Genomic DNA, 21,593 nt, shown 5'->3' with positions numbered 1-21,593 from the left:
ACTGCCCAGTGCGTCTCAGGCCGCGGTAGCGGCGCGGTTCTCGGCGGCGAAGGCATCGCAATAGACCATGCGCTCGTGGTCTCCGGTGGCCTTGGCCTGATGGATGCCCCATTGCTGCAGGCTATCCATCAGCGGCGCCAGCGAAAGGCCCAGCTGCGTGGCGCTGTACTCGACATGCGGCGGCGCGGCGGCAAACACCGTGCGGGTGATCAGCCCGTGCTCCTCCATCTCGCGCAGTTGCTGCACCAGCACCTTTTGCGAAATGCCTGGAATGCCGCGCTGCAGCTCGGACAGCCGCTGTGGGCCGGCGAGGACGTGGAACAGGATATAGAGTTTCCAGCGCCCGCCGATGATCTGCAGGGTGCGTTCGAGGGGCCAGGTCGAGAGCCGGTTCATCGCATTCTCCAAGCGCACCAGCCGGTGCGTATGACACCAGAAAGTCTGTAGCGGGCTCGGCTCGATATCGGAACAAGGGACGCCTTCGACAAGGAGAGTTCCATGCAGGTGGTTTCGATTTCGCAGTTCGGTGGTCCCGGTGAGTTGCAGGTCCGCGAGGTGCCGATGCCGGTCGCCGGCCCCGACCAGGTGCTGATCAGGGTGGCGTCAATCGGGCTGAACCTCGGCGACGCCATCATCCGCTCCGGTCGTTCGGGACTGCAGCTGCCGATGCCCTTTATCCCGGGCGGCGAGATTGCAGGTACCGTCATCGCCCTCGGAGATGGCGTCAGCGGGCTGGCGATTGGCGACCGGGTGCTCGGAGCGATCTTCGCCGAGCCACGGCTCGATGGCGGCTATGCCGAGCATGTAGCGCTCGCGGCGGACGTGGCGTTTAGACTGCCGGCCGCCGTATCGTTCGATGCGGCGGTGTCGCTGGCCGTGCAGGGGCTGACGGCGGAGCAACTGCTGGCGCGCCATCCGGCCGCCAGCAAACGCGTGCTGGTCCACTCTGCGGCCGGCGGGGTTGGCCAACTACTGGTGCGGCTGGCTCGGCTCGCCGGTGCCGTGCGGGTCGTCGGAACGGTAGGCAATGCGGCCAAGGTCGATGCGGCGTTGGCGGCAGGCGCGGACCAGGTCGTGGTGTCCGCCTCGGGCTGGGCCGAACAGGCACCCGGCCCATACGACGTGATCTTCGATGCGATGGGCGGCGAGGTCAGCACCGCGAGCCTGCCGCTGCTGGCACCCGAGGGACGCTACGCCGTCTATGGCGGCGCCAGCGGCGCCTATCCCGGCTTCACCCCGGCGCAGATGGCCGGCGTCACCGCCGCGGCGCAGACCATTTCCGGCTTCTCACTGTGGTCCCTGCTCGGCGATCCCGAACGTCGCGGCCCTACCCTGCAGGCCTCGTACGATCGGCTGTTCGCGGCCGTCGCCGACGGCACGCTCGGCGTCGACATCGGCCACCGTTTTCCGCTGGCCGATGCCGCCGATGCGCATCGCCTGATCGAGAGCCGGGCCTCGATCGGCAAGATCGTGCTGGTGCCCTGAGGCCCGGGTTGGCGACGCTCAGTGCGTCGCCAGTTCCTTGCGCTGCTGCTCGGACACCGTTGCGAGGTCCAGCACCTTCTGCAGTTCCGCCGCGTGGCGGAAGCTCGGCTCCTGCATCTTGCCGGTCCGCACCGCTTCGGCGAAGCGCTGGTAGTTGGTCGGCACGGGCGGCACTTCCATCTCTTCCCAGGAGCCGCTCTCGACGTTCTCGCCGAGGCAGACGCGCAGGCGCGAGCCGTCGTGGCGGTGCTGCACTTCGACCCCGCCCTTCTCGCCATAGACGCGCAGGCGCAGCTCGTTCATGTGGCCGGTGGCCCAGCGGCTGGCATGGATCACGCCCAGGGCGCCATTGTCGAAGTCCACCGCCATGGTGAAGCTGTCATTGGCGTCGAGCTCGTACTCGCCGATCTTGTTGCCATCAGCCTTGTCGAAGGTCTTCAGCCGCGCGAACACGTGCTCGATCTCGAGCCCCGAGCCATACGACGCGAAATCGAGGATGTGCACGCCGATGTCGCCGAGCACGCCGTTCGAGCCGTGCTTCTTCGACAGCCGCCACAGCCACTGGCTTTCCGTGCGCCAGTCGCCCCAGGCCTTCGACACGAGCCAGCTCTGCAAGTAGCTCGACTCGACGTGCTTCACTGCGCCGATCGCGCCCGACAGCACGATCTCTCGGGCCTTCTGCAACTGGGCGACGTTCCGGTAGGTCAGGTTGACCATGTTGATCAGCCCGGCCTTCTCGGCAACGTCGACCATCTCGAAGGCCTTGGTCGCGTCGGTCGCCAGCGGCTTCTCGCAGAACACGTGCTTGCCGGCCTTCAGCGCCGCGATCGAAGTCGCGTGGTGGATCGAGTCCGGCGTGACGTTGGCCACCGCATCGAACTCACCCCAGGCGATCGCCGCGTCGAGCGAAGCGAAGCCGTTCGGGATGTTGTGCGTGGTGTTGAACTTCTCGAGCCGGTTCGGATCGACGTCGACGCCGCCGACCAGGGTCACCCCGTCGATGGCGGCGAAGTGCTTGGCGTGCTGGGCGGCCATGCCGCCGGTGCCGAGGATGAGCATGCGCATGTTGGTGTTCCCTAGAGAGTCGGACGCGCGAAGCGTCGCGGAAAGTTCGTTCATATCCGGTGTTCCTTGCGGTCGAGATCGGCGACGAGCGCCAGATCGAGGATCTTCTGCAGCCCCGCGGCGTGGCGGAAGCCCGGCTCCGTCTGGACGCCGGTTCGCACGGCCTCGACGAAGCGCTGGTAGTTGGTCTGCACTGGCTCGGCCTTCACTTCGCGCCAGGTCGAGGTGGCCACGTCCTCGCCCGCACATACGCGCAGCAGAGAACCCCAGTGCCCGTGGCTGAGTTCCAGCCCGCCCTTGTTGCCATAAACACGCAGCCGCTGGTCGTTCGAGTGGCCCGAGGCCCAGCGCGACGAGTGGATGGTGCCGATGGCGCCGTTGGCGAACTCGGCGCTGATGATGAAGCTGTCGTTGGCGTCGAGCACGTACTCGCCGATGCGGTCGCCCGGCACCTTCTCGAAGGTCTGCAGCCGGCTGTTCATCGCAACGATCGGCTGGTCGATGGCGAAAGTGGTGAAATCGATGATGTGAATGCCGATATCGCCGACCGTGCCGTTCGAGCCGTGACCCTTGCTCAGGCGCCACAGCCACGGACCGGGATCGTTGAAATCGCGCAGCGCCACCCAGTGCTGCAGGTAGCTCGCCTCGACATGCTTGACCTCGCCGATCGTCCCCGCCGCGATGATTTCGCGGGCTTTGTGCAGTTCGGCGACGTTACGGTAGGTAAGATTGACCATGTTGATGAGGCCGGACTGCTCCGCTGCCTCGACCATCTCCATGGCCAGCCCATAGCTCGGTGCCAGCGGCTTTTCGCAGAACACGTGCTTGCCGGCGGCCAGCACTTTCAGCGTCGTCGGGTGGTGGATCGAGTCCGGTGTGATGTTGTCCACCGCATCGAAATCGCCCCAGGCTAGCGCATCGTCCAGCGAGGCGAACCGGTTGGCGATCCCGAATGTGTCGGCAAAGCTCTTGAGGTTCTCGGCGACGGGATCGACGGCGCCTACCATTTCCACGCCATCGATGGCCTGGAAGGCTTTCGCGTGATTGATGGCCATTCGGCCAGTGCCGAGCATCAGCAGGCGCATGGTCTAGGTCGTCCGTAACAGAATGGCGTGGGGCCGCCCGAAGGCGGCCCTGGTGTCAGATCATTTCGGGTGGTGCGTCAGCTTGGCGCCGCGCTCGACAATGTGCTCGATCGCCTTGTCCACCGGAGTGTTCGGCGCCTTCAAGAGGTGCGCGTGGTTGTCCGGGTTGTAGGCCCAGTTCACCGCGTTGCGGATCACCTTGCCGACAGTGGCGTCGTGGTAGGTCGGATAGGTTTCGTGGCCGGGGCGGAAGTAGAAGATGTTCCCGGCGCCGCGGCGGTAGGTGAGGCCCGAGCGGAACACTTCGCCCCCCTGGAACCACGAGACGAACACCGTCTCCAGCGGCTCGGGAACCGAGAACGGCTCGCCGTACATCTCTTCGTTCTCGAGCTCGAAATAGGCCGGCAGGCCCTTGGCGATGGGGTGGCCCGGGTTCACCACCCAGATGCGCTCACGTTCGCCGGCTTCGCGCCAGTGGAGGTTGGCCGGCGTGCCCATCAAGCGCTTGAACACCTTCGAGTGGTGGCCGGAGTGGAGCACGATCAGCCCCATGCCTTCCCAGACGCGCTGCACCACACGCTCGACGATCTCGTCCTTCACCTCGCCATGCGCCGCGTGGCCCCACCAAACCAGCACGTCGGTGTTGGCGAGCTTGTCGACGGTCAGGCCGTGCTCGGCGTCCTGCAGCGTCACGGTCGAGGTGACGATATTCTTGTCTTCGCCGATCAGCTTGGCGATCTGGCCGTGCATGCCGATGGGGTAATTCTCAGCCACGGCCTTGTTCTTCTGCTCGTGGACATTCTCGCCCCAAATGGTGGCTCTGATCGGCATGGGTCAACTCCTTGAATTCGTGGAAAGGGCCGGACGACGGCTCCGGCCCCAGGCTTCGAACATATCTTCCAAAGCGGTTTGAACTTTGAAGCGATTCACTGCATCGGCTTGCCGTGAATGGCAAGCAAGTGCGTCAAAAATCGGTTGCCCTGCGGCAATTTTGCCGCCGGGCGGAACGTCAGCTGAATATCGTCAGTTCTTGACCGGCTTACCGGCCTTGTCGAAGCGGTAGACCTTGCCCGGAATTGGAGCGATCGAGATTGCCGCATCGGGCTGGTGCATGTGGGTGCCTTCCTGGCGCACGATGATCGGATCGCCGCCGGCGCCGATATCGACATAGACATAGCTGTCCGAGCCGAGGCTTTCGGAGTGCACGACCTTGCCCTTCCAGGCGCCGTCGCGATCGGCGATCTCGATATGCTCGGAACGGACGCCGATGGTATTAGCGCCGAACTTCGAGGCAATCTCGCCGTTGAGGAAGTTCATCTTGGGCGAGCCGATGAAGCCCGCGACAAACAGCGACTGCGGGTTCTCATAGAGCTCGAGCGGCGTGCCGACCTGCTCGACGAGGCCGTCGCGCAACACGCAAATGCGGTCCGCCAGCGTCATCGCCTCGACCTGGTCGTGCGTCACGTAGACCATCGTGGCGCTGTTCATAGCGTGATGTAGCTTGGCGATCTCGAGCCGGGTGGCGACGCGTAGCGCCGCGTCGAGGTTGGAGAGCGGCTCGTCGAACAGGAACACCTTGGGGTCGCGCACGATGGCCCGGCCAATGGCGACGCGCTGGCGCTGCCCGCCGGAGAGCTGCTTGGGCAGGCGGCTCAGGTACGGGGTGATCTGCAACAGCTCAGCCGCCTTCTCCACCCGCTCCTTGATCGTTTCCTTGCTCGACTTGGCGAGTTCCAGGCCGAACGCCATATTCTCGTACACCGTCATGTGCGGGTAGAGCGCGTAGGACTGGAACACCATCGCGATGCCACGCTTGGAGGGCGCCAGCGCGTTCACCAGTGTGCCGTCGAAGGTCATCTCGCCCGAGGTGATGTCCTCGAGCCCGGCCATCAGGCGCAGCAGCGTTGACTTGCCGCAGCCGGAAGGGCCGACGAAGACCATGAACTCGCCCGAGAAGATTTCGAGATCTACGCCCTTGATGACGTCGACGAGGCCGAAGGACTTCTTGATGTTCTTGAGTTCGATATGCGCCATGGAATTTAGCCCTTTACGCCGCCGGCGGTCAGGCCGGAAATGATCTTGCGCTGGAAGATGAGGACGAGGACGACCAGCGGTACGGTGACGATCACCGATGCCGCCATGATGTTGCCCCACGGGATTTCGTACTGGCTGCCGCCCGACAGCAGCGCGATGGCTACCGGCACGGTGCGGGTGTTGTTCGACGAGGTGAAGGTCAGGGCGAACAGGAACTCGTTCCAGGCCGCGATGAATGCCAGGAGGCCCGTCGTCACGAGCGCCGGCCACAGCAGCGGCAGGAACACGCGCCAGATGATGATCCACGGGGTCGCCCCGTCGACGATCGCTGCCTCTTCGATCTCGATCGGCAGGTCACGCATGAAGGTGGTGAGCACCCACACGGTGAACGGCAGCGTGAAGATCGTGTAGCTGAAGATCAGCGCCCACGGCGTGTTGTAGATGCCGAGGAAGCGGATCACCTCGAACAGGCCGGCGAGCACCGCGATCTGCGGGAACATCGAGACCGCTAGGATGGTCATCAGCAACAGCCCCCTGCCCCGGAACCGCACGCGGCTCAGCGCGAACGACGCGGTGATGGCGAGGAACAGCGCCGCCAGCACCGTCACCGAGGCGACGAAGATCGAGTTCAGGAGGTTCCGCGGGAAGCTGCCGGTGGTCAGCACCGAGAGATAGTTCTCGATCGAGAACGAGGTCGGCCAATAGCTGACCCGGAACAGGTCGGTGCCGGATTTGAAGCTGGTGAGGATCGCGTAGTAGAACGGGAAGATCGACACCACGACGATGAAGATGACGAGCGCGTAGAACGCCGTCCGCTTGGCAATTGCCCAAAGGTCAAGAGTCATCAGCGATCTCCCCCGTCGAACCGTACCTTGCCCAGCCAGATATAGAGCGCGGTCATCACCGCAATCAGCAGGAACAGGAAGGTGGATTGCGCCGAGCCGTACGCGAACTTGTCGAAGTCGAAGAGGTTCTCGCGCGAGATCACCGACATGGTCTTGGTGGCCGCGCTGTTGGGCGTCAGCACGTAGATCAGGTCGAAGATGCGCATTGCGTCGAGCAGGCGGAAGATCACCGCCACCATCAGCGCCGGCCGTACCAGCGGCAGCGTCACCTTGAAGAACACCTTCACCGGGTGCACGCCATCGATCTCGGCCGCCTCGTAGATATCCTTGGGGATCATCTGCAGGCCGGCGAGGATCAGCAGCGCCATGAACGGCGTGGTCTTCCAGATATCGACGATCAGCACCGCGGTCATCGCCGTATCCGCGGAGGCGGTCCAGGCGATCTTGTGGCTGATCAGCCCCAGCTTCATGAACAGGTCGTTGATGATGCCGAACTGGTCGTTGAGCATCCACGACCACATCTTGGCCGAAACGATCGTCGGGATCGCCCACGGGATCAGGATGGCGGCGCGAACGATGCCGCGGCCCTTGAATTCCGCGTTGAGCACCAGCGCCACGACCATGCCGAGCACCGTCTCGAGTGTGACCGACACCACCGCGAAGCGCAGCGTATTGCCCACTGCATTCCACCATGCGGGATCGACCAGGAGGCCGGAGAACACCGTGCGGCCGCTCTTCAGGGTGGTCCAGCTCAGGTAATTCTTGAAGCCTACGAACTGCGCCTCATAAAGGTTGGTCAGCGAGGCATTGGTCAGCGAGAAATAGATCGTCCGGAGCAGCGGCCACCCGGCCACTACGGCGAGCGCCGCGAGCATCGGGAGCAGGAACCACATCGCCGCGCCGACGCGGGACTTGAGCAGTTCGGACTGAATCTTGGGCTGGGTCCGGACAACCGGTCCGGCTGTGGCTTCGACGGTCATGGGGGCGGTCTTCCTGCTGCAGAAGAGGAGGAGACGGCGCGGGCAACCCGAAACGGATCGTCCGCGCCAATCGTCAGGACGAAAGCCTTACCAGGCGTCGCCCTTGAGCTCGGTCAGCTTGGCTTCCAGCAGCTCGAGGTTCTCGGCACCGGTGCCATTGCCCGACAGCGTATCATGCACGGCCGACCAGAACAGCGAGGAGACCTCGTTGTACTTCACCTTGGTCGGAGCCGACGGACGCGGCACGGCATTCTGGAACACTTCCTTCCAGTTCGGGATGATCGGCTGGGCAGCCGCAACATCGGCGTCGTCATAGAGCGAGACGATCGTGGGCAGGTTGGACTGCTTGATCGCGCGTTCCTTCTGCACTTCGGTCGACGACAGGAACAGGGCGAGCTTGATCGCCTCTTCCGGGGCCTTGGAGTACTTCGACACAGCGACGTTCCAACCACCGAGCGTTGCGGCCGAGCGAGCACCCTCGCCCTCGCCCATCGGCAGCGGCACCACGTCGAACTTGCCCTTCACGGCGGAGTCGTCGCCATTGCCGAGCTGGTAGGCATACGGCCAGTTGCGCATGAAAACGGCATTGCCGAGCTGCCACACGCCGCGGCTTTCTTCTTCCTGGTAGGCGAGGACGCCGGCCGGCGAGATCGTGCCGACCCAGCCCTTGACCATGTCGATGGCCGCAGCGGCTTTCTCGTTGTTGATCGAGATGGTGCCATCGGGCTCGACGATCTGGCCGCCGCCGTTCGACATCACCCACTCGAGGGCGTTACAGGTCAGGCCTTCGTAGGCGTTGCCCTGAAACACGAAGCCCTGCATGTCGGGATTGCCGGCAGCACGCTCCTTGTCCTGGATTTCCTGTGCGGTGGCAGTCAGCTCGGCCCAGGTCTTGGGCGGCGTCTTGCCGTACTTCTCGAGCAGGTCCTTGCGGTAGTAGAGCGCCGGGGCGTCGGTGAAAGCCGGCAGAGCGACGAGCTTGCCGTTCACGGTCTGCGACTCGATGATCGAGGGGAAGTGGTTCGCCACCACGTCCTTGGCGGCGTCGGTCAGGTCGAGGAACTGGTCCGCCAGCTGCGGAGCCCAGATCACGTCGGTCTGGTAGACGTCGATGTCGGAGTTACCGGCCGCGAGCCACAGCTTGTACTGGCCGAACTGGTCGGTGGTCGAGGACGGCATCGGGACCACGGTCACCTTGTTGCCGGTCTCTTTCTCGAAGCGGTCGAGCTGCGAGCGCAGGAACTCGAGGCCATTGCCGGTATCGCCCGAAACGATCGAGAGATCGGCGGCCTGGGCAGCCACGACGCCGAGCGTGGCGCTGGCAAGCAGGGCCGCGATCAGGGACTTCATTCTCATTATTCTTCCTCCCAAAGGACAAACATGACCAGGAGGCAGCCAAAGGCGATCGACGCCGAGGTGGCGTTGATCGGCACTAGTTCCTCCCACAAAAACACTCCGGAAAGCGAGCAGTTCGCCCCGCTAAAGTCTTCCAAAGCGCTTTGAATGAAACCTACCCAAATGGACGAAATCCTGTCAAGCGGGATTCAGCCGCCATTCCTTAACATCGGCGTTGGCTGCCAAAATTATCCTTTGATAACAGCATGTTGTGTTGGCGCATCTGTTAACGCTCGGAAACCAGCGCCGTCCGGCCTGAGGTACGAACCTCAGAAATGTTAGTATGAACGCGCCACTTGCGTTTGCGATTCAAATCGCTTTGAATGGCGCACTTGAGGAGGAGGACGTCCGGCATTGGGCTCCGGTCCGGGGCTTGGTTCGCGAGCGGAAACCGCCGCGTGCCGCAGTTGGGCGAATACGCATTTGGTGATGAAACTCAAAGACTTGGCCGCGGAGCTGGGGCTGTCGCAGACGACGGTCAGCCGTGCTTTGAACGGCTTTCCGGAGGTCAATGAGGCCACCCGCCAGCGCGTCAGCGAAGCCGCCCGCCGCTTGGGCTATCGCCCCAATGTCAGTGCCCGCCGTCTCGCCACCGGGCGGGCCGGCGCCATCGGCGTGACCCTGCCGTTGCAGCGCTCGCTGCATTTCGGACCGCATACCTCCGAATTCCTATCTGGCATCAGTGAGCGGCTGGCCCAGCACGAGATCGACATCGTCGTCACTCCGATCGATGCCGACGACGAAGTTCCGGTGTTCCGCCGCCTCGCCGCATCAAAGCGCGTCGACGCGCTGGTGCTCTCGGCCCCCACGCCGAACGATCCGCGCATCGCCGCCCTCACTGAACTCGGCATGCCCTTCCTGCTGCATGGCCGCTGCGAAGTGAACGTCCCGCACGCCTGGCTCGACATCGACAACGAAGGCGCTTTCCGCCGCGCCACCAGCCATCTGCTCGATCTCGGCCACCGCCATATCGCCATGATCAACGGCCCCGAGGACCAGACCTTCGCCATCCACCGCGACCGCGGCTTCCGCAGCGCGCTCCAGGCGCGCGGGCTGACCGCGGATCCGCAACTGATCGGCGGCGGCCGTTTCACCGACGAAAACGGCTTCCGCCTCGCCCAGGCCTTCCTCGAGCGCCGCCCGCGTCCCACCGCCTTCCTCGCCGGCTCGATGATGACCGCGCTCGGCGTGTTCCGCGCCATCCGCCTCGCCGGCCTCGAGCTCGGCAAGGACGTGTCAATGATCGCCCACGACGACGTCTTCCCCTATCTCAACGCCGACAACATGGTCCCCTCGATGTCGACCACCCGTTCCTCGATCCGCGCCGCCGGCGCGCGCATCGCCGAACTGCTGCTGCAGATGCAGGACGGCAAGCCGGTGGCGTCGATCCATGAGCTGTGGCCGGTGGAACTGGTGCTGCGCGAGTCGACGGGGCCGGCGCCGAAGTAGCGCTAGCCGCTCGGCATTAAGCCGGCGCGCGGATTGTTGACCTGCCAGGCGATCACCGTGGCGCTGTCAGTTCCACCGAGGGCGTGAACGTCGTCCAGCATCCGTGACACCGAACCGCCCAGCCCTGCATCGGACAACAGCGCCTGGCTAAAGGCCGCCGCATCCTCATAAGGCCGGTGCGCGACCTCGAGCAGCCCGTCGGTGATCATCGCGATGGTACTCAACCCCTGCCTCAGTTCGCGAACGCCGCTCGAAAAGCACGGCACTTCGAGCGCCAGGCTGCTGCGCTCGCCGACCCACTCGAAGTAGTTGCGGACGGTCAGCGTATGCTGGCCCAGCCGCTGCAGATCGGGTTGCAGCAGGTAGAGCGCGTTGTCGCCGATCGACAGCCAGTACAGATAGCTGCCGTGCTGGTAGCAGACGAGGCACGCCGTCTCGCCGCGCACCTTCGCCATGCGTTCTCGCGCGGACAGCAGCAGGCGCGACACGGCTGCCTGCACCTCGATGATGTGGGAGGGTTCCGGCCGCCCCATCAGGGCAGCGAGCTCCGCCCTGCTTTCCGCAAACAGCCCGAGCACAGCGTCGGCGCTGGCGGAGCTCGCATGCGCGTCGCAGAGGACGGCGAAGACCCAGTCCTCCCCGGCCCAGACCAGCGCCGCGTCTTCGTTCTTCTTCGCCCCGAAGGCCGCGTTGCCGCCGTAGAGCCCGACGGTGACCCGGCCGGCGGCTTGGATACGCGGCCCATCGAGGCACGGATCGACGCTGCCGCTCCAGACAAAGTCCTGCATCATCGCTCCCCTCCGCTCGGGCACGACGATGAGGTCGACCCGCCGGGGTGTCAACGACCGGCCGCTAGCCTCGCCCACACGTCGCATCGAGCTTCGGCACCAGCCATTCCAGCGCTGGGACGATCTGCTGCTGCCAGGTGTCCCAATAATGCCGCCCCGGCCCCACCCGCAGCGTCGTGTCGATGCTCAGCTGCCTGAGGCCGCTGTGATACTCCACGGCTGCCGCGATAAGGTCGGGGAAGTCGTCGTCGCCGATGGTGAAATAGAACGCTGGCTTGTGCTCCGCCCGCCGCAGTTTCGGTATCAGCGTGAAGGCGTTGGCGGCATTGAACCGGTCGCGATCGAACGGCGCGCCGAAGACGTTGCGATAGAGGTCCGGGATCCAACGGCTGCGCGGATCACTCTTCTCCAGCGGCTTGTGCAGCGCACCTGCAAAGCTCATCGCCGCCGCGTAGGTGTCGGGATGGTTGATCACCTGCAGCACTGCCCCAACCCCGCCCATCGACACGCCGCCGATCGCCCTCCCCTCACGGCACTTCGCCGTCGGGAACTTCTTGTCGATGGCTGCCACGAGGTCAGTCGCGAACGCCGTGTCGATCAGCCCGAACCCACCCGGATCGGGGTTGTCCACGTACCAGCTATCCCCCGCCCCCGGCGCCACCACCACCAGCGGCGGGAGCCGCCCATCGGCAATCGCCCGGTCGAGGATCGGTGCCAGGTTCCCCCAGGTGAACCAGTCGCCATCCGCTCCCGTCAGCCCATGCAGCAGGTACACCACCGGCCAGCGCTCACGATCGGCCGGCGCCGGAAACGGCGTGTAGACTGCATAGGGGATCGGCCGCCCCAAAGTCAGGCTCTCCGCCTTTAGCCCAAACTCCACGATCCCAGCGCCGAACGCTGCAGAGCCGGCAAACACCATCGCGGCCGCGCCAAGCGCAGCCAGAAATTTCAGTTTCAAGTTGATCCCCTCAGATCGCCGGTATGCGGCGGATTCCATGTTTGAAAGCAGACAGGAAAACGTTTTCCTAATTGCATCCTACCGGTGCCGATAGCTCCGGGCAACTGGCCGAAAGGTGGGGGATGAGCGTGCCACACGCGCGATGCCCATCTCCCCCCTGGCGGGGGAGAGATGGCCGAGAGGCCGGGTGTCGAACCGCCCGCAGCAGCCTCAGATGATTGTCGAAGTTCAGCTCGAACGTCGTCAGCGGCGCAGGTGAACCGGCGAAGCCGCCCAACGCGCCTTCCCCGCTTGAGGCCAGCAATCCGACCGTGTCCGGGGCGATGCCGCAGCCGTTCTCGAGGCCGAGGCTGGCGATGACGGTGGCGGTGTCCGGGTCGATAGCCAGGATAGTGCTCCCCTCCGGCGACGAGACGCCGATCAGCCCGCCATCGGCGGAGGCGGCGACCGAGCCGATGTAGTTGCGCAGCTCCCCCAGCGTCGCATCAGGCAGCTCGATCAGCCGGATCTCGCCGTCGCGTGTCGCATAACCCACCAGTTGCGGCCGTCCATCCGACGGCCCGCGGAACTGGCAGCCGAACCAGGCCCGTCCCTTGTGGTCGAACGCCATGTGGCGGATCGACAGCTGGTGCAGCCCGCCATCCAGGCGCAGCTGCCCGATCAAATCGCCCGAACGCCGATCGACGAAGGCAATGGACGGGTCCATCGTCTCGATATTGAGCTCGGTCCGTCCGTAATCCGGATGCGTTTCGATCCCTCCATTGGCGACAACGAACGTCTCGCCGTCCGGCATCAGCAGCATCTCGTGCGGGCCGGTGCCATAGGTGTCGAACTCGCCGATCCGCTTGTAGCCGCCCGCAACATCGTAGATGCCGATGACGCCGCGCGCGTTGTCGAAGTCGTTCTCGGTCGCATAGAGGAGCTTGCCGTCCGGCGAGAACGCCCCGTGCCCGAAGAAATGCCGCCCCTCGATGCTGGTCAGCGTCACCGGCGGCATGCCGCCTTTGGGGTCGAAGATCACCGCAAAGGTGCCCGGCTGGCGGGCGAACACCACCCCCTGCCCCGTGGTCGGTGAGAAGGTGATGTCGTGGCCGCGATCGGGCAGCTCGATCGTCGAGATCACCGAGCCGGCCTCGTTCACCAGCGCCGCGGCAAAACCACCCTCTCGCTTCTGGATCGAGGAGGCGAAGACCAGCTCGGCCCGCTCCAGCGCCTCGGCCCGTCGCGGCAGCAGCGACGCCGCGAACCCCGCCCCCGCTGCCTTGAGGAATGCCCGACGCTGCCACATCGTCAGTCGCCGTCGAGCGACGAGAACCCAACCGACAGGCCAAGCGCCGCCGCGAGGTTCTCGCCCAGAATGGTGTCGAGCGATTGCGTCACGATCACCAAGTAATCCAGCGCCTTCTTCTGCTTGGGGTCGGCCAGCGCCTGCTCGACCGGCTGGGTGACTACCTTGCCCGCCCGTTCGGCATTGCCGAACTCGAAGCTGGCGCTGTTGCCGACCCAGAGCTGGTCTGGCGTCGTCGCCTCGGCGATACGGGACTTTTCGAGCAAGGCTCTGAGGCCTTCGAAATTGGCGTTGATCGACGGCACCGTCATGCCGGAGCGCCAGAACAGCGCCGATTTTGGCTTCGGCGCCGCGCCATCGCGACCAAGGAACGGCAGCAGCCGCTGATCGCGGATCGCCTCGGTGCCGTGGGCGAGGAGCCCGGTCAACGCCTCGGCCACCTCGCGAAAACTGCGATAGTCCGGATCGCTTTCGGACGGCGCCAGCAGCCGCTTCGAAATGCCCTCGGGGTCGTTCCACTCGGCCGAGAGCTGCGCCGCCATGTCAGCCTGCAGCGTTGCGGCGGCGAGCGCGTAGCGGCAGCGGAAGGCCCATTGCGGCGTTTCCAGCTGCTCTGCCCCGGTGCCGAACAGCACGAACTCCAGCGCCCCCAGCCCTTGCACCGCCACGCTCTTGATCGCGAGCTTGGCTGGATCGGCTGCGTCCCAATCGGGCTCGGCGAGGATCCCCTGCACCTGCTTCAGCGCGATGCCCTTGCGGTCGGGCCAGAACAGGATCTTGTCGTAGCGGTTCTCGCTCATCAGCGGCCCGAGCCGGTAGAGCTCGACCCGCGACCACGCCACCACCGTCGATTTGAACTGCGCCCGTGCTGCCTCAAGCCCGGTGTCCGAAGGCGCCAGGCAGAGCCCGCCGACACTGATCGTCAGCGCCGCCGTCTCCTCGGCATACTGCGCAAAACCCGGCCGGATCGCCTCGGTGATCGCCAGCGACACCACTTGCTCCGCCGTGAGCTTCTGCTCCTCAGCCATCGCCGGCATCGCAATCAGCGCCAGAACGAGGGCAAGCAGTACGCGCATCACAGTGACCCCAAGAAGGCCAGCAGATCATCGCGCTGCGATTTCGGCATGTTTGCGAACGCGTCGCGCGATTTCTGCGCCTCACCGCCATGCCAGAGAATGGCCTCGGTCAGGTTGCGCGCCCGCCCGTCATGCAGGAACTCGGTGTGCCCGGACACCGTCTCGGTCAGCCCGATCCCCCACAACGGCGGCGTCTTCCACTCGTAGCCATCCGCATCGCCTTCCGGCCGGTTGTCCGCCAGCCCCTCGCCTAGATCGTGCAACAGCAGATCGGTGTAGGGCCATATCAGCTGGAACTTGTGCGCCTTGGTTGGCGCGTCCCGCGAGGTCACGTATTTCGGCGTGTGGCAAGCGGTGCAATTGGCCTCGTAGAACGCCTGCTTACCGCGCAGCACCTGCGGTTCGCCGACATCGCGCCGCTGCGGCACGCCTAGGTTCTGCGAGTAGAACGTCACGAGATCAAGCACCGGATCGGGCGCCTCGGACGGGCCCAGCCGGGCCTGCTCGCCGGTCGGCGCCGCGAGGCACTCGGCCTCGGCCGCGGTGCAATCACCATGCGGCTTCATCACCAGCGGAGTCGCGATACCGATATCGCCGGCAAATGCATCGGCCGACTGGGCCCGAATGCTCGCCGCCCCGGCCTTCCAGCCGAACCGACCCAGCTTGCGCTGCCCGCTCACCGAGTCGAGCACGATATTCGCCCGACCCGAAATGCCATCCCCGTCACGGTCGTCCGGGTCTGCTTTGGCCAGGATATCCTCCGCAGGAACCTGCTCAAGCAGGCCCAACCCGATCATCTGCGGCGAGACGCGCGGGCTGAGCATCACATCGTCGGCCATCGGCCCGTACGCGAGATCGGTCACCGAGTATGTCGGCCGCCTGAGGGTCACCACCGTGCCGTCGCCGAGCGTCACCGGCTCGTCGGCATAGCTGATCACCATCTTGCCCTCGGGTCTCACGCCCTGAACGGCGAAATCCTGCAGCTGGCCGCCATAGGTCGGCTCGGCGATCACCTTGGCGCCATCGGCCAGCGCCTGCTTGTCCGCATCGCTATGCGGCGGGACCGACAGGCGGAGGAACATCGAGACGGCATCGTCGCCATTGCCCGACGGCGTATGTCCGCGCCCGTCCTTCAGGTGGCAGTTCTGGCAGCCGCGCGCATTGAAGATCGGCCCCAGCCCGTCCGAGGCCTCGGTCGAGGATGGTGACGAGACCCAGAGCTTGCGGAACAACGCGTTGCCGAGCTTGAACTCACTCTCCTGCTCGAAGGTGAGGTTGGCCGACGAGAACGAGAAGATGTCCTGGTTGACGCGCTTCTTGATCGTGCCTGCCCCACCGGGCAACTGCTCGAAGTTCTCAGGCTTGGTAAAATCGCTGGTCAGCGCCGTGACGCTCTGGACCCGCTTCAGGTCCTTGGGCGTCAAATCGGTACGGGTCCCGCCATCGCTGGCGACGGCGAGACCCGCGATAAGGGTTATGACCAGGAACGCGGTCAAGCGCTTGTGCATGTCTCGCACCCTAGGCTTCCCGGCCACAGACCGGATGAAATGCGGCGCCACGGATTCTTTCAACCCGCGACGCCGAGAAAACTATGGAAAACGCTCGTTTACTGGAACACAGCGTCCGGATTGGTGAGGCTGTCCGACTGCTCGATGGTCACGGTGTCGCCCAGTTCCAGCAGCGCCACGGCGCGTTCGACACCGCGTGTCTGGGCGATCAGCCCGTCGATCGCGGCCTGCACCACGGCGTTGCCCTCAGTGTTCCCCTCGGCGATCATCTGGTCGTACTTCTCGACGGTGTCGCCGCGGGTCTTCATCGTTTCCATCTTGGCGACCGTGTCAGCCAGCAGCGCCTTGATCTCGTTATCGAGCGCCGCATCCTTGGCGGCGATCAGCTCCGAGATCGACGGGCCTTCGACCACCGAACCATCAACCCGGGTGTACTTGCCGAGGTAGACGTTCTGGATGCCGATCGCGTCGTTGAGATGCGAGATATAAGTGTTGTCGGAGAAGCAGTCATGCTCCTCCTCGGGATCGTGCAGCAGCAGGCCGAGCTTCATGCGCTCGCCGGCCAGTTCGCCGAACGACAGCGAGCCCATGCCGGTGAGAATGGTCGCCACGCCGGTCTCGGCGAGAGCGGTGCGAGCCGGCCCACCCTCCTGCCAGTTGGCCACCATTTCCTCGAGATCGGCGACCAGCAGGTCGGTCGCTGAATCGAGATACTGGCCGCGCCGCTTGGCGTTGGCCTCGGTCGAATAGTCAGTGAACGGACGCTCGCCGGCGCCGGCCTCGGCGCCGTGCAGGTCCTGGCCCCACAGCAGGAACTCGATGGCGTGATAGCCGGTCGCGACATTGCTCTCGATGCCGCCGGCTTCCTGCAGCGTATCCTGCAAGAATGCCGGAGTGATCTCGGCCGCATCGACTTCGGTGCCGTCGATAGTGATCTTGGAGTTCGCGATGATGTTGGCGGTGTAGAGACCGTTCTCGTCGCTCTCGGTGCCGTACGACGCATCGACATAGTCGATCAGGCCCTCATCGAGCGGCCAGGCATTCACCTTGCCCTCCCACTCGTCGACGATGGCGTTGCCGAAGCGGAACGCCTCGGTCTGCTGATACGATGGGCGCGATGCCTTCCAGGCTTCGCGCGCTGCGGTCAACGTTTCGTCGCTCGGGTTGGCGATCAGCGCGTCGGTCGCCGCATCCAGGGCCTTGGCGGTGGCGAGCGCGTCCTCGTAGGTGGCGAGCCCGATATCCGCATAGGTCTTGAGGATGGCATCGGCGGTGGGCTCGGCCGCCGACACGAGGCCGCTGCCCATGGCCGCGATGCCGATCGAAATGGCGAGCGTGCTGATCGTCTTCATTGGGGTTCTCCGGCGGGACGCCTAGCGTCCATTGGAGCGCGACCTATCAAAGTGGATTGCGTGCTTCAAGAAATATCGACCAAGGCTGGAACGGCTCTAAACTAGCCCTCCATCGCCCTCAGCGGTCCATCTCGACTCGTCCAAGTAAAACGGGCACTGTCACAATTGTCACAAATGACCTCGGGGGAAATCCGACGGGTGAATCGCCTGCGCTGCGGGACTTTCTTGCAGCCCTGGCAATACGGCGCCCTGTGCACGCCGCTCGTCGGTGTCACGCGCCTGTCACACGGCCAAAATAGGTGAAACGCGGCTTTTGGGGCTCCTCCCGAGTCAGGACAAGAAGCCAAATATTCCAGGGAGACGCAGAATGATCTTCAAGAACGCGCTCGTCGCATCGGTCTCGGTCGCGGCACTCGCCGCTTCGACCTTTTCCGTCTCGGCGCAGACCGACCTCACCGCCCTCTACGACGCCGCCAAGACCGAGGGCCAGCTCACCGTTATCGCGCTGCCCCACGACTGGTGCGGCTACGGTGCCGTCATCGAGGCCTTCAAGGCCAAGTACCCCGGCATCACCGTCAACGAACTGAATCCCGATGCGGGCTCGGCTGACGAAATCGAGGCCATCAAGGCCAACAAGGGCAACACCGGCCCGCAGGCTCCCGACGTGATCGACGTCGGCCTGAGCTTCGGCCCGTCCTCGAAGGCCGACGGCCTGGTGCAGGCCTACAAGGTCTCGACCTGGGACTCGATCCCGGACTCGGCCAAGGATGCCGACGGTTTCTGGACCGGCGACTACTACGGCGTGCTGTCGTTCCTTGTGAACACCGACCTCGTCGCCACTCCGCCGACCAGCTGGGCCGACCTCAAGAAGCCGGAATATGCCAACGCCTTCGCGCTCGCCGGTGATCCGCGCGCTGCCAACCAGGCGATCTCGGGCGTGCACGCCGCCGGCCTCGCAACTGGCGCCGCCGCCGGTGCCGATGCCGGCAAGGCCGGCCTCGCGTTCTTTGCCGAACTGAACAAAGCCGGCAACTTCGTGCCGGTGATCGGTAAGGCCGCCTCGGTGGCGCAGGGTACCACCCCGATCGTCGCCGCCTGGGACTACAACGCGCTTGCCTGGAAGGATGGCTTTGCCGGCAACCCCGCCGCGCAAGTGATCGTGCCCAGCGACGCAGTGGTCGCCGGTGTCTACATCCAGGCCATCTCGGCCTACGCTCCGCATCCCAATGCGGCCAAGCTCTGGATGGAGTACCTCTATTCGGACGAAGGCCAGCTCGGCTGGCTTGCGGGCTATTGCCACCCGATCCGCTTCAACGACATGGCGGCCCGCGGCGTGATCCCGGCCGACCTGCTCGCCAAGCTTCCGCCGGCGGATGCCTATGCCAAGGCCGTGTTCCCCACGCTCGACGAGCAGGGTGCCGCCAAGACGGAAATCACCGCTAACTGGGACAGCGTCGTCGGCGCGAACGTCGCAGAGTAATATGGCCAACGTCAGCTCTGCAGCTGACACCGCGACTGGCCCGGTTTCGACCGGGCCGGTTGTGCGCGTCGGCGGAAACCCGTTCCGGTTCATCACCAGTCTCCGCCCGGGCGACATCCTCGCCATCGCGCCGTTCATTCTGTTCGCCCTGCTGTTCCTGTTGATCCCGACGCTCGGCCTCGTGGTCGGCGCCTTCCAGGATCCGGCGGGCAATTTCACCCTGCAGAACGTCATCGATCTCGGCACGCCGCAAATCGTCGCCTCGTTCTGGATCTCGATCCGGGTCTCGGCTGCCTCGGCGCTGCTTGGCGCCGGCATCGGGCTGGTCATCGCGCTCGCCATCATCCGCGGCCGCCTGCCGCCGGCGATCCGGGCCACGGTGATGACCTTCTCCGGCGTCGCCTCCAACTTCGCCGGCATCCCGCTGGCCTTTGCCTTCCTCGCCACTCTCGGCCGGCTCGGGCTGGTCACGGTGCTGCTGAAGTTCGTCGGCTTCGATCTCTACAAGTCGGGCTTCAACGTGCTGAGTTTCTGGGGCCTCACGATCACCTACCTCTATTTCCAGATCCCGCTGATGATCCTGATCATCGCGCCGGCGATCGACGGGCTGAAGAAGGAATGGGGCGAGGCCGCCGCGACGCTCGGCGCCACCAACGGCCAGTTCTGGCGCTATATCGGGCTGCCGGTGCTGTGGCCGAACCTGCTCGGCACGCTGTCGCTGCTGTTCGCCAACGCCTTTGGCGCCATCGCCACCGCCTACGCGCTGACCGGCTCGTCGCTCAACATCGTGCCGATCCTGCTCTATGCGCAAATCCGCGGCGACGTACTGCACAATCCCGGCCTCGGCGCCGCGCTAGCGCTCGGCATGATCGTCATCACCGCCTTCGCCAACGTCATCTATCTTGTCATTCGCACTCGCGCGGAGAGGTGGCTCAAATGAAGTCGAGCAAGCTCTGGAGCTGGGTGATCTTCGGGCTCGGCGCGGCCTATTTCCTCGTGCCGCTGCTCGCCACCTTCGAGTTCTCGCTGCGCATCCGCCGCACTGGCTACACCTTCGATGCCTATACCTCGGTGTTCTCCGATGGCCGCTTCCAGGCCGCCTTCAGCTACTCGCTGATTGTCGGCGTCTGCGCCATCATCGTCGGCCTCCTGATCGTCGTGCCAGCCGCCTACTACGTGCGGCTGCGCGCCCCGCATTTGCGGCCGATCATCGAGTTCGTCACACTGCTGCCGCTGATCATCCCGGCCATCATTTTGGTGTTCGGCTACATCAGGATGTACAACACGTCGTCGGTCCTGCCGCTGCTCGGCACGAACCTCGGCACCGACATCCTGCTGACCCTCGCCTATGTCGCGCTGGCGCTGCCCTACATGTATCGTGCGGTCGACACGGGCCTGCGCACCATCGACGTGCAAACGCTCACGGAAGCGGCCAACATCCTGGGCGCCAACCAGGTGACCATCATCGCCCGGGTGATCTTTCCCAACATCATCGTCGCCGTACTGTCGGGCGCCTTCCTGACGCTCGCCATCGTCATCGGCGAGTTCACGATCGCGAGCCTGCTCAACCGGCAAGTGTTCGGCGTCTACATGCAGAACGTCGGCGCCAACCGGGCCTTCGAGCCCGCTGCGCTGGCAATCATCTCCTTCGTCATCACCTGGGGCGCCATGGGCATGATCCAGTTGCTCGCCCGCTTCGCCCCCAAAACCGCTCGTAGGGACTAGACCATGGCCGAGGAATTCCTTCGCATCGAAAAGCTGGTCAAGACCTTCTCCGGCAACGCCGTGGTCAAGAGCGTCGACCTCTCATTCGACAAGGGCGAGTTCGTCACCCTGCTCGGCCCCTCCGGCTGCGGCAAAACCACTATCCTCAGGATGATCGCCGGCTTCGAGCGGCCGGATTCGGGCCGCATCCTCGTCGAGGGCAAGGACATCTCCGGCCTGGCCCCGAACCAGCGCAAGATCGGCATGGTGTTCCAGGCCTACGCGCTGTTCCCCAACATGAACGTCGCCGACAATATCGGCTTCGGCCTGAAGATCGCCGCGATGCCCAAGCCGCAGCGCGAGGCGCGCGTCGAGGAGATGCTGAAGCTCATCGGCCTCGCCGGCTACGGCAAGCGCTATCCGTTCGAGCTCTCGGGCGGCCAGCAGCAACGCGTTGCGCTCGCCCGCGCCCTGGCGCCCAGCCCGCGTATGCTGCTGCTCGATGAGCCGCTCTCGGCGCTCGACGCCAAGATCCGTGTATCGCTGCGCGAGCAGATCCGCCAGATCCAGCGCGAACTCGGCATTACCACAGTGTTCGTGACGCATGATCAGGAAGAAGCACTGTCGATCTCCGACCGGATCGTCGTCCTCAACGCCGGCAATGTCGAGCAGTTCGGCAAGCCGTTCGACATCTACAACCGGCCACAGACCCGCTTCGTCGCGACCTTCGTCGGCACCCTCAATACCCTCAATGCCACCGTCGCCGACGCCGGCGCAAAGACTGTGACGCTCGGCGGCAACACCGTCACCATCCCCGCCCTGCCGGCCACTGCGCGTAATGGCGAGGCCATCGCGCTGACCATGCGCCCCGAAGCGGTGTCGCTGGCGAATGGCGTGGCACGCGACATCGTGCTCGACGGCAAGGTCTCGGAGGTCAGCTTCCTCGGCTCGGTGATCCGGCTGAAGGTCGATCTCGGCGACAATTCGGTGAGCCTCGACACCTTCAACGACCAACGCACGCCCCCGCCGGCGCATGGCGCCCCGGTCCGCGTCGGCATCGCCTCCAGCGATGTGCTGGTGCTGGAGCGCTAGCCGAAACCG

At 64.9% G+C, this 21,593-nt stretch carries 20 protein-coding genes; 6 read left to right on the top strand and 14 right to left on the bottom strand.

The genetic code is table 11. From position 1 onward, the window contains the following. Positions 1 to 15: 15 nt before the first annotated feature. Entirely contained in the window at positions 16 to 396 is a 381-nt protein-coding gene (locus AC1DYL_RS13390) for a winged helix-turn-helix transcriptional regulator (protein WP_477150262.1), read from the bottom strand. 102 nt (positions 397 to 498) lie between these two features. Here AC1DYL_RS13390 and AC1DYL_RS13385 point away from each other — a divergent pair, with 102 nt between their 5' ends. Further along, positions 499 to 1,485 carry a quinone oxidoreductase family protein gene (locus AC1DYL_RS13385; RefSeq protein ID WP_477173523.1) on the top strand — a complete coding sequence of 329 codons (987 nt, stop codon included), beginning with the start codon at positions 499 to 501 and terminating at the stop codon, positions 1,483 to 1,485. A gap of 18 nt (positions 1,486 to 1,503) precedes the next feature. Here the strand turns inward: AC1DYL_RS13385 and AC1DYL_RS13380 are convergent, their stop codons facing one another. From AC1DYL_RS13380 to AC1DYL_RS13350, 7 genes are all read right to left on the bottom strand, one after another. Further along, positions 1,504 to 2,550, bottom strand: coding sequence for a Gfo/Idh/MocA family protein (locus tag AC1DYL_RS13380; RefSeq protein ID WP_477173522.1), 1,047 nt, complete (start codon positions 2,548 to 2,550; stop codon positions 1,504 to 1,506). 50 nt (positions 2,551 to 2,600) lie between these two features. Beyond that, positions 2,601 to 3,635, bottom strand: coding sequence for a Gfo/Idh/MocA family protein (locus AC1DYL_RS13375; protein ID WP_477173521.1), 1,035 nt, complete (start codon positions 3,633 to 3,635; stop codon positions 2,601 to 2,603). A 60-nt stretch (positions 3,636 to 3,695) separates the two neighbouring features. Further along, positions 3,696 to 4,466 (bottom strand): ThuA domain-containing protein, encoded by a 771-nt coding sequence (locus AC1DYL_RS13370; RefSeq protein WP_477150258.1) that lies wholly within the window; start codon positions 4,464 to 4,466, stop codon positions 3,696 to 3,698. Positions 4,467 to 4,658: 192 nt separating this feature from the next. Then, positions 4,659 to 5,669, bottom strand: coding sequence for an ABC transporter ATP-binding protein (locus AC1DYL_RS13365; protein WP_477150257.1), 1,011 nt, complete (start codon positions 5,667 to 5,669; stop codon positions 4,659 to 4,661). Between the two features lie 5 nt (positions 5,670 to 5,674). After that, positions 5,675 to 6,514, bottom strand: a complete 840-nt coding sequence (locus AC1DYL_RS13360) for a carbohydrate ABC transporter permease (protein WP_477150256.1) — start codon at positions 6,512 to 6,514, stop codon at positions 5,675 to 5,677. Continuing rightward, positions 6,514 to 7,407, bottom strand: coding sequence for a carbohydrate ABC transporter permease (locus tag AC1DYL_RS13355; RefSeq protein WP_477150354.1), 894 nt, complete (start codon positions 7,405 to 7,407; stop codon positions 6,514 to 6,516). Before AC1DYL_RS13355 ends, AC1DYL_RS13360 begins: the two co-directional genes overlap by 1 nt. A gap of 174 nt (positions 7,408 to 7,581) precedes the next feature. Next, positions 7,582 to 8,844, bottom strand: a complete 1,263-nt coding sequence (locus AC1DYL_RS13350) for an ABC transporter substrate-binding protein (RefSeq protein ID WP_477173520.1) — start codon at positions 8,842 to 8,844, stop codon at positions 7,582 to 7,584. A 474-nt stretch (positions 8,845 to 9,318) separates the two neighbouring features. Between AC1DYL_RS13350 and AC1DYL_RS13345 the strand changes: the two genes are divergently transcribed. Next, positions 9,319 to 10,338: a substrate-binding domain-containing protein gene (locus tag AC1DYL_RS13345; protein WP_477173519.1), complete on the top strand. Its 1,020-nt coding sequence runs from the start codon at positions 9,319 to 9,321 to the stop codon at positions 10,336 to 10,338. A gap of 2 nt (positions 10,339 to 10,340) precedes the next feature. Here the strand turns inward: AC1DYL_RS13345 and AC1DYL_RS13340 are convergent, their stop codons facing one another. From AC1DYL_RS13340 to AC1DYL_RS13315, 6 genes are all read right to left on the bottom strand, one after another. Continuing rightward, complete coding sequence (locus tag AC1DYL_RS13340; RefSeq protein ID WP_477173518.1) at positions 10,341 to 11,129, bottom strand: PP2C family serine/threonine-protein phosphatase; 789 nt, start codon at positions 11,127 to 11,129, stop codon at positions 10,341 to 10,343. 61 nt (positions 11,130 to 11,190) lie between these two features. Further along, the gene (locus tag AC1DYL_RS13335; protein ID WP_477173517.1) at positions 11,191 to 12,084 is read right to left on the bottom strand and encodes an alpha/beta hydrolase; all 894 of its coding nucleotides are present in this window, start codon (positions 12,082 to 12,084) and stop codon (positions 11,191 to 11,193) included. A 67-nt stretch (positions 12,085 to 12,151) separates the two neighbouring features. Beyond that, positions 12,152 to 13,372: a DUF1513 domain-containing protein gene (locus AC1DYL_RS13330; protein WP_477173516.1), complete on the bottom strand. Its 1,221-nt coding sequence runs from the start codon at positions 13,370 to 13,372 to the stop codon at positions 12,152 to 12,154. A 2-nt stretch (positions 13,373 to 13,374) separates the two neighbouring features. Then, complete coding sequence (locus AC1DYL_RS13325) at positions 13,375 to 14,448, bottom strand: imelysin family protein (protein ID WP_477173515.1); 1,074 nt, start codon at positions 14,446 to 14,448, stop codon at positions 13,375 to 13,377. Further along, positions 14,448 to 15,956, bottom strand: coding sequence for a di-heme oxidoreductase family protein (locus AC1DYL_RS13320; protein ID WP_477173514.1), 1,509 nt, complete (start codon positions 15,954 to 15,956; stop codon positions 14,448 to 14,450). The genes AC1DYL_RS13325 and AC1DYL_RS13320 overlap by 1 nt, the downstream gene beginning before the upstream one ends. Positions 15,957 to 16,054: 98 nt before the next feature. Further along, a complete protein-coding gene (locus AC1DYL_RS13315; protein ID WP_477173513.1) occupies positions 16,055 to 17,308 on the bottom strand; it encodes an imelysin family protein in 1,254 nt (417 codons plus the stop codon). 367 nt (positions 17,309 to 17,675) lie between these two features. Between AC1DYL_RS13315 and AC1DYL_RS13310 the strand changes: the two genes are divergently transcribed. Genes AC1DYL_RS13310 through AC1DYL_RS13295 form a run of 4 tightly spaced genes read left to right on the top strand, consistent with a single transcriptional unit; the run spans position 17,676 to position 21,584 of the window. After that, positions 17,676 to 18,788 (top strand): ABC transporter substrate-binding protein, encoded by a 1,113-nt coding sequence (locus AC1DYL_RS13310; RefSeq protein WP_477173512.1) that lies wholly within the window; start codon positions 17,676 to 17,678, stop codon positions 18,786 to 18,788. Position 18,789: 1 nt separating this feature from the next. Next, positions 18,790 to 19,728: an ABC transporter permease gene (locus AC1DYL_RS13305; RefSeq protein ID WP_477150246.1), complete on the top strand. Its 939-nt coding sequence runs from the start codon at positions 18,790 to 18,792 to the stop codon at positions 19,726 to 19,728. Next, positions 19,725 to 20,513, top strand: a complete 789-nt coding sequence (locus tag AC1DYL_RS13300) for an ABC transporter permease (RefSeq protein WP_477150245.1) — start codon at positions 19,725 to 19,727, stop codon at positions 20,511 to 20,513. The genes AC1DYL_RS13305 and AC1DYL_RS13300 overlap by 4 nt, the downstream gene beginning before the upstream one ends. Positions 20,514 to 20,516: 3 nt before the next feature. Next, positions 20,517 to 21,584 (top strand): ABC transporter ATP-binding protein, encoded by a 1,068-nt coding sequence (locus AC1DYL_RS13295; RefSeq protein ID WP_477150244.1) that lies wholly within the window; start codon positions 20,517 to 20,519, stop codon positions 21,582 to 21,584. Positions 21,585 to 21,593: the final 9 nt, after the last annotated feature.

The organism is Devosia sp. P1_H9 (assembly GCF_056405135.1).
The sequence above is the reverse complement of the archived record's forward strand: the minus strand, read 5'-3'. Positions and strand labels throughout refer to the sequence as shown.

Bases quoted from the DNA above. Each gene is read 5' to 3' on its own strand.
- AC1DYL_RS13390 (WP_477150262.1), bottom strand. From the start codon at position 396: ATGAACCGGCTCTCGACCTGGCCCCTCGAACGCACCCTGCAGATCATC.
- AC1DYL_RS13355 (WP_477150354.1), bottom strand. From the start codon at position 7,407: ATGTGGTTCCTGCTCCCGATGCTCGCGGCGCTCGCCGTAGTGGCCGGG.
- AC1DYL_RS13370 (WP_477150258.1), bottom strand. From the start codon at position 4,466: ATGCCGATCAGAGCCACCATTTGGGGCGAGAATGTCCACGAGCAGAAG.
- AC1DYL_RS13375 (WP_477173521.1), bottom strand. From the start codon at position 3,635: ATGCGCCTGCTGATGCTCGGCACTGGCCGAATGGCCATCAATCACGCG.
- AC1DYL_RS13305 (WP_477150246.1), top strand. From the start codon at position 18,790: ATGGCCAACGTCAGCTCTGCAGCTGACACCGCGACTGGCCCGGTTTCG.
- AC1DYL_RS13310 (WP_477173512.1), top strand. From the start codon at position 17,676: ATGATCTTCAAGAACGCGCTCGTCGCATCGGTCTCGGTCGCGGCACTC.
- AC1DYL_RS13385 (WP_477173523.1), top strand. From the start codon at position 499: ATGCAGGTGGTTTCGATTTCGCAGTTCGGTGGTCCCGGTGAGTTGCAG.
- AC1DYL_RS13350 (WP_477173520.1), bottom strand. From the start codon at position 8,844: ATGAAGTCCCTGATCGCGGCCCTGCTTGCCAGCGCCACGCTCGGCGTC.
- AC1DYL_RS13380 (WP_477173522.1), bottom strand. From the start codon at position 2,550: ATGCGCATGCTCATCCTCGGCACCGGCGGCATGGCCGCCCAGCACGCC.
- AC1DYL_RS13315 (WP_477173513.1), bottom strand. From the start codon at position 17,308: ATGAAGACGATCAGCACGCTCGCCATTTCGATCGGCATCGCGGCCATG.
- AC1DYL_RS13345 (WP_477173519.1), top strand. From the start codon at position 9,319: ATGAAACTCAAAGACTTGGCCGCGGAGCTGGGGCTGTCGCAGACGACG.
- AC1DYL_RS13325 (WP_477173515.1), bottom strand. From the start codon at position 14,448: ATGCGCGTACTGCTTGCCCTCGTTCTGGCGCTGATTGCGATGCCGGCG.
- AC1DYL_RS13320 (WP_477173514.1), bottom strand. From the start codon at position 15,956: ATGCACAAGCGCTTGACCGCGTTCCTGGTCATAACCCTTATCGCGGGT.
- AC1DYL_RS13330 (WP_477173516.1), bottom strand. From the start codon at position 13,372: ATGTGGCAGCGTCGGGCATTCCTCAAGGCAGCGGGGGCGGGGTTCGCG.
- AC1DYL_RS13300 (WP_477150245.1), top strand. From the start codon at position 19,725: ATGAAGTCGAGCAAGCTCTGGAGCTGGGTGATCTTCGGGCTCGGCGCG.
- AC1DYL_RS13365 (WP_477150257.1), bottom strand. From the start codon at position 5,669: ATGGCGCATATCGAACTCAAGAACATCAAGAAGTCCTTCGGCCTCGTC.
- AC1DYL_RS13360 (WP_477150256.1), bottom strand. From the start codon at position 6,514: ATGACTCTTGACCTTTGGGCAATTGCCAAGCGGACGGCGTTCTACGCG.
- AC1DYL_RS13340 (WP_477173518.1), bottom strand. From the start codon at position 11,129: ATGATGCAGGACTTTGTCTGGAGCGGCAGCGTCGATCCGTGCCTCGAT.
- AC1DYL_RS13295 (WP_477150244.1), top strand. From the start codon at position 20,517: ATGGCCGAGGAATTCCTTCGCATCGAAAAGCTGGTCAAGACCTTCTCC.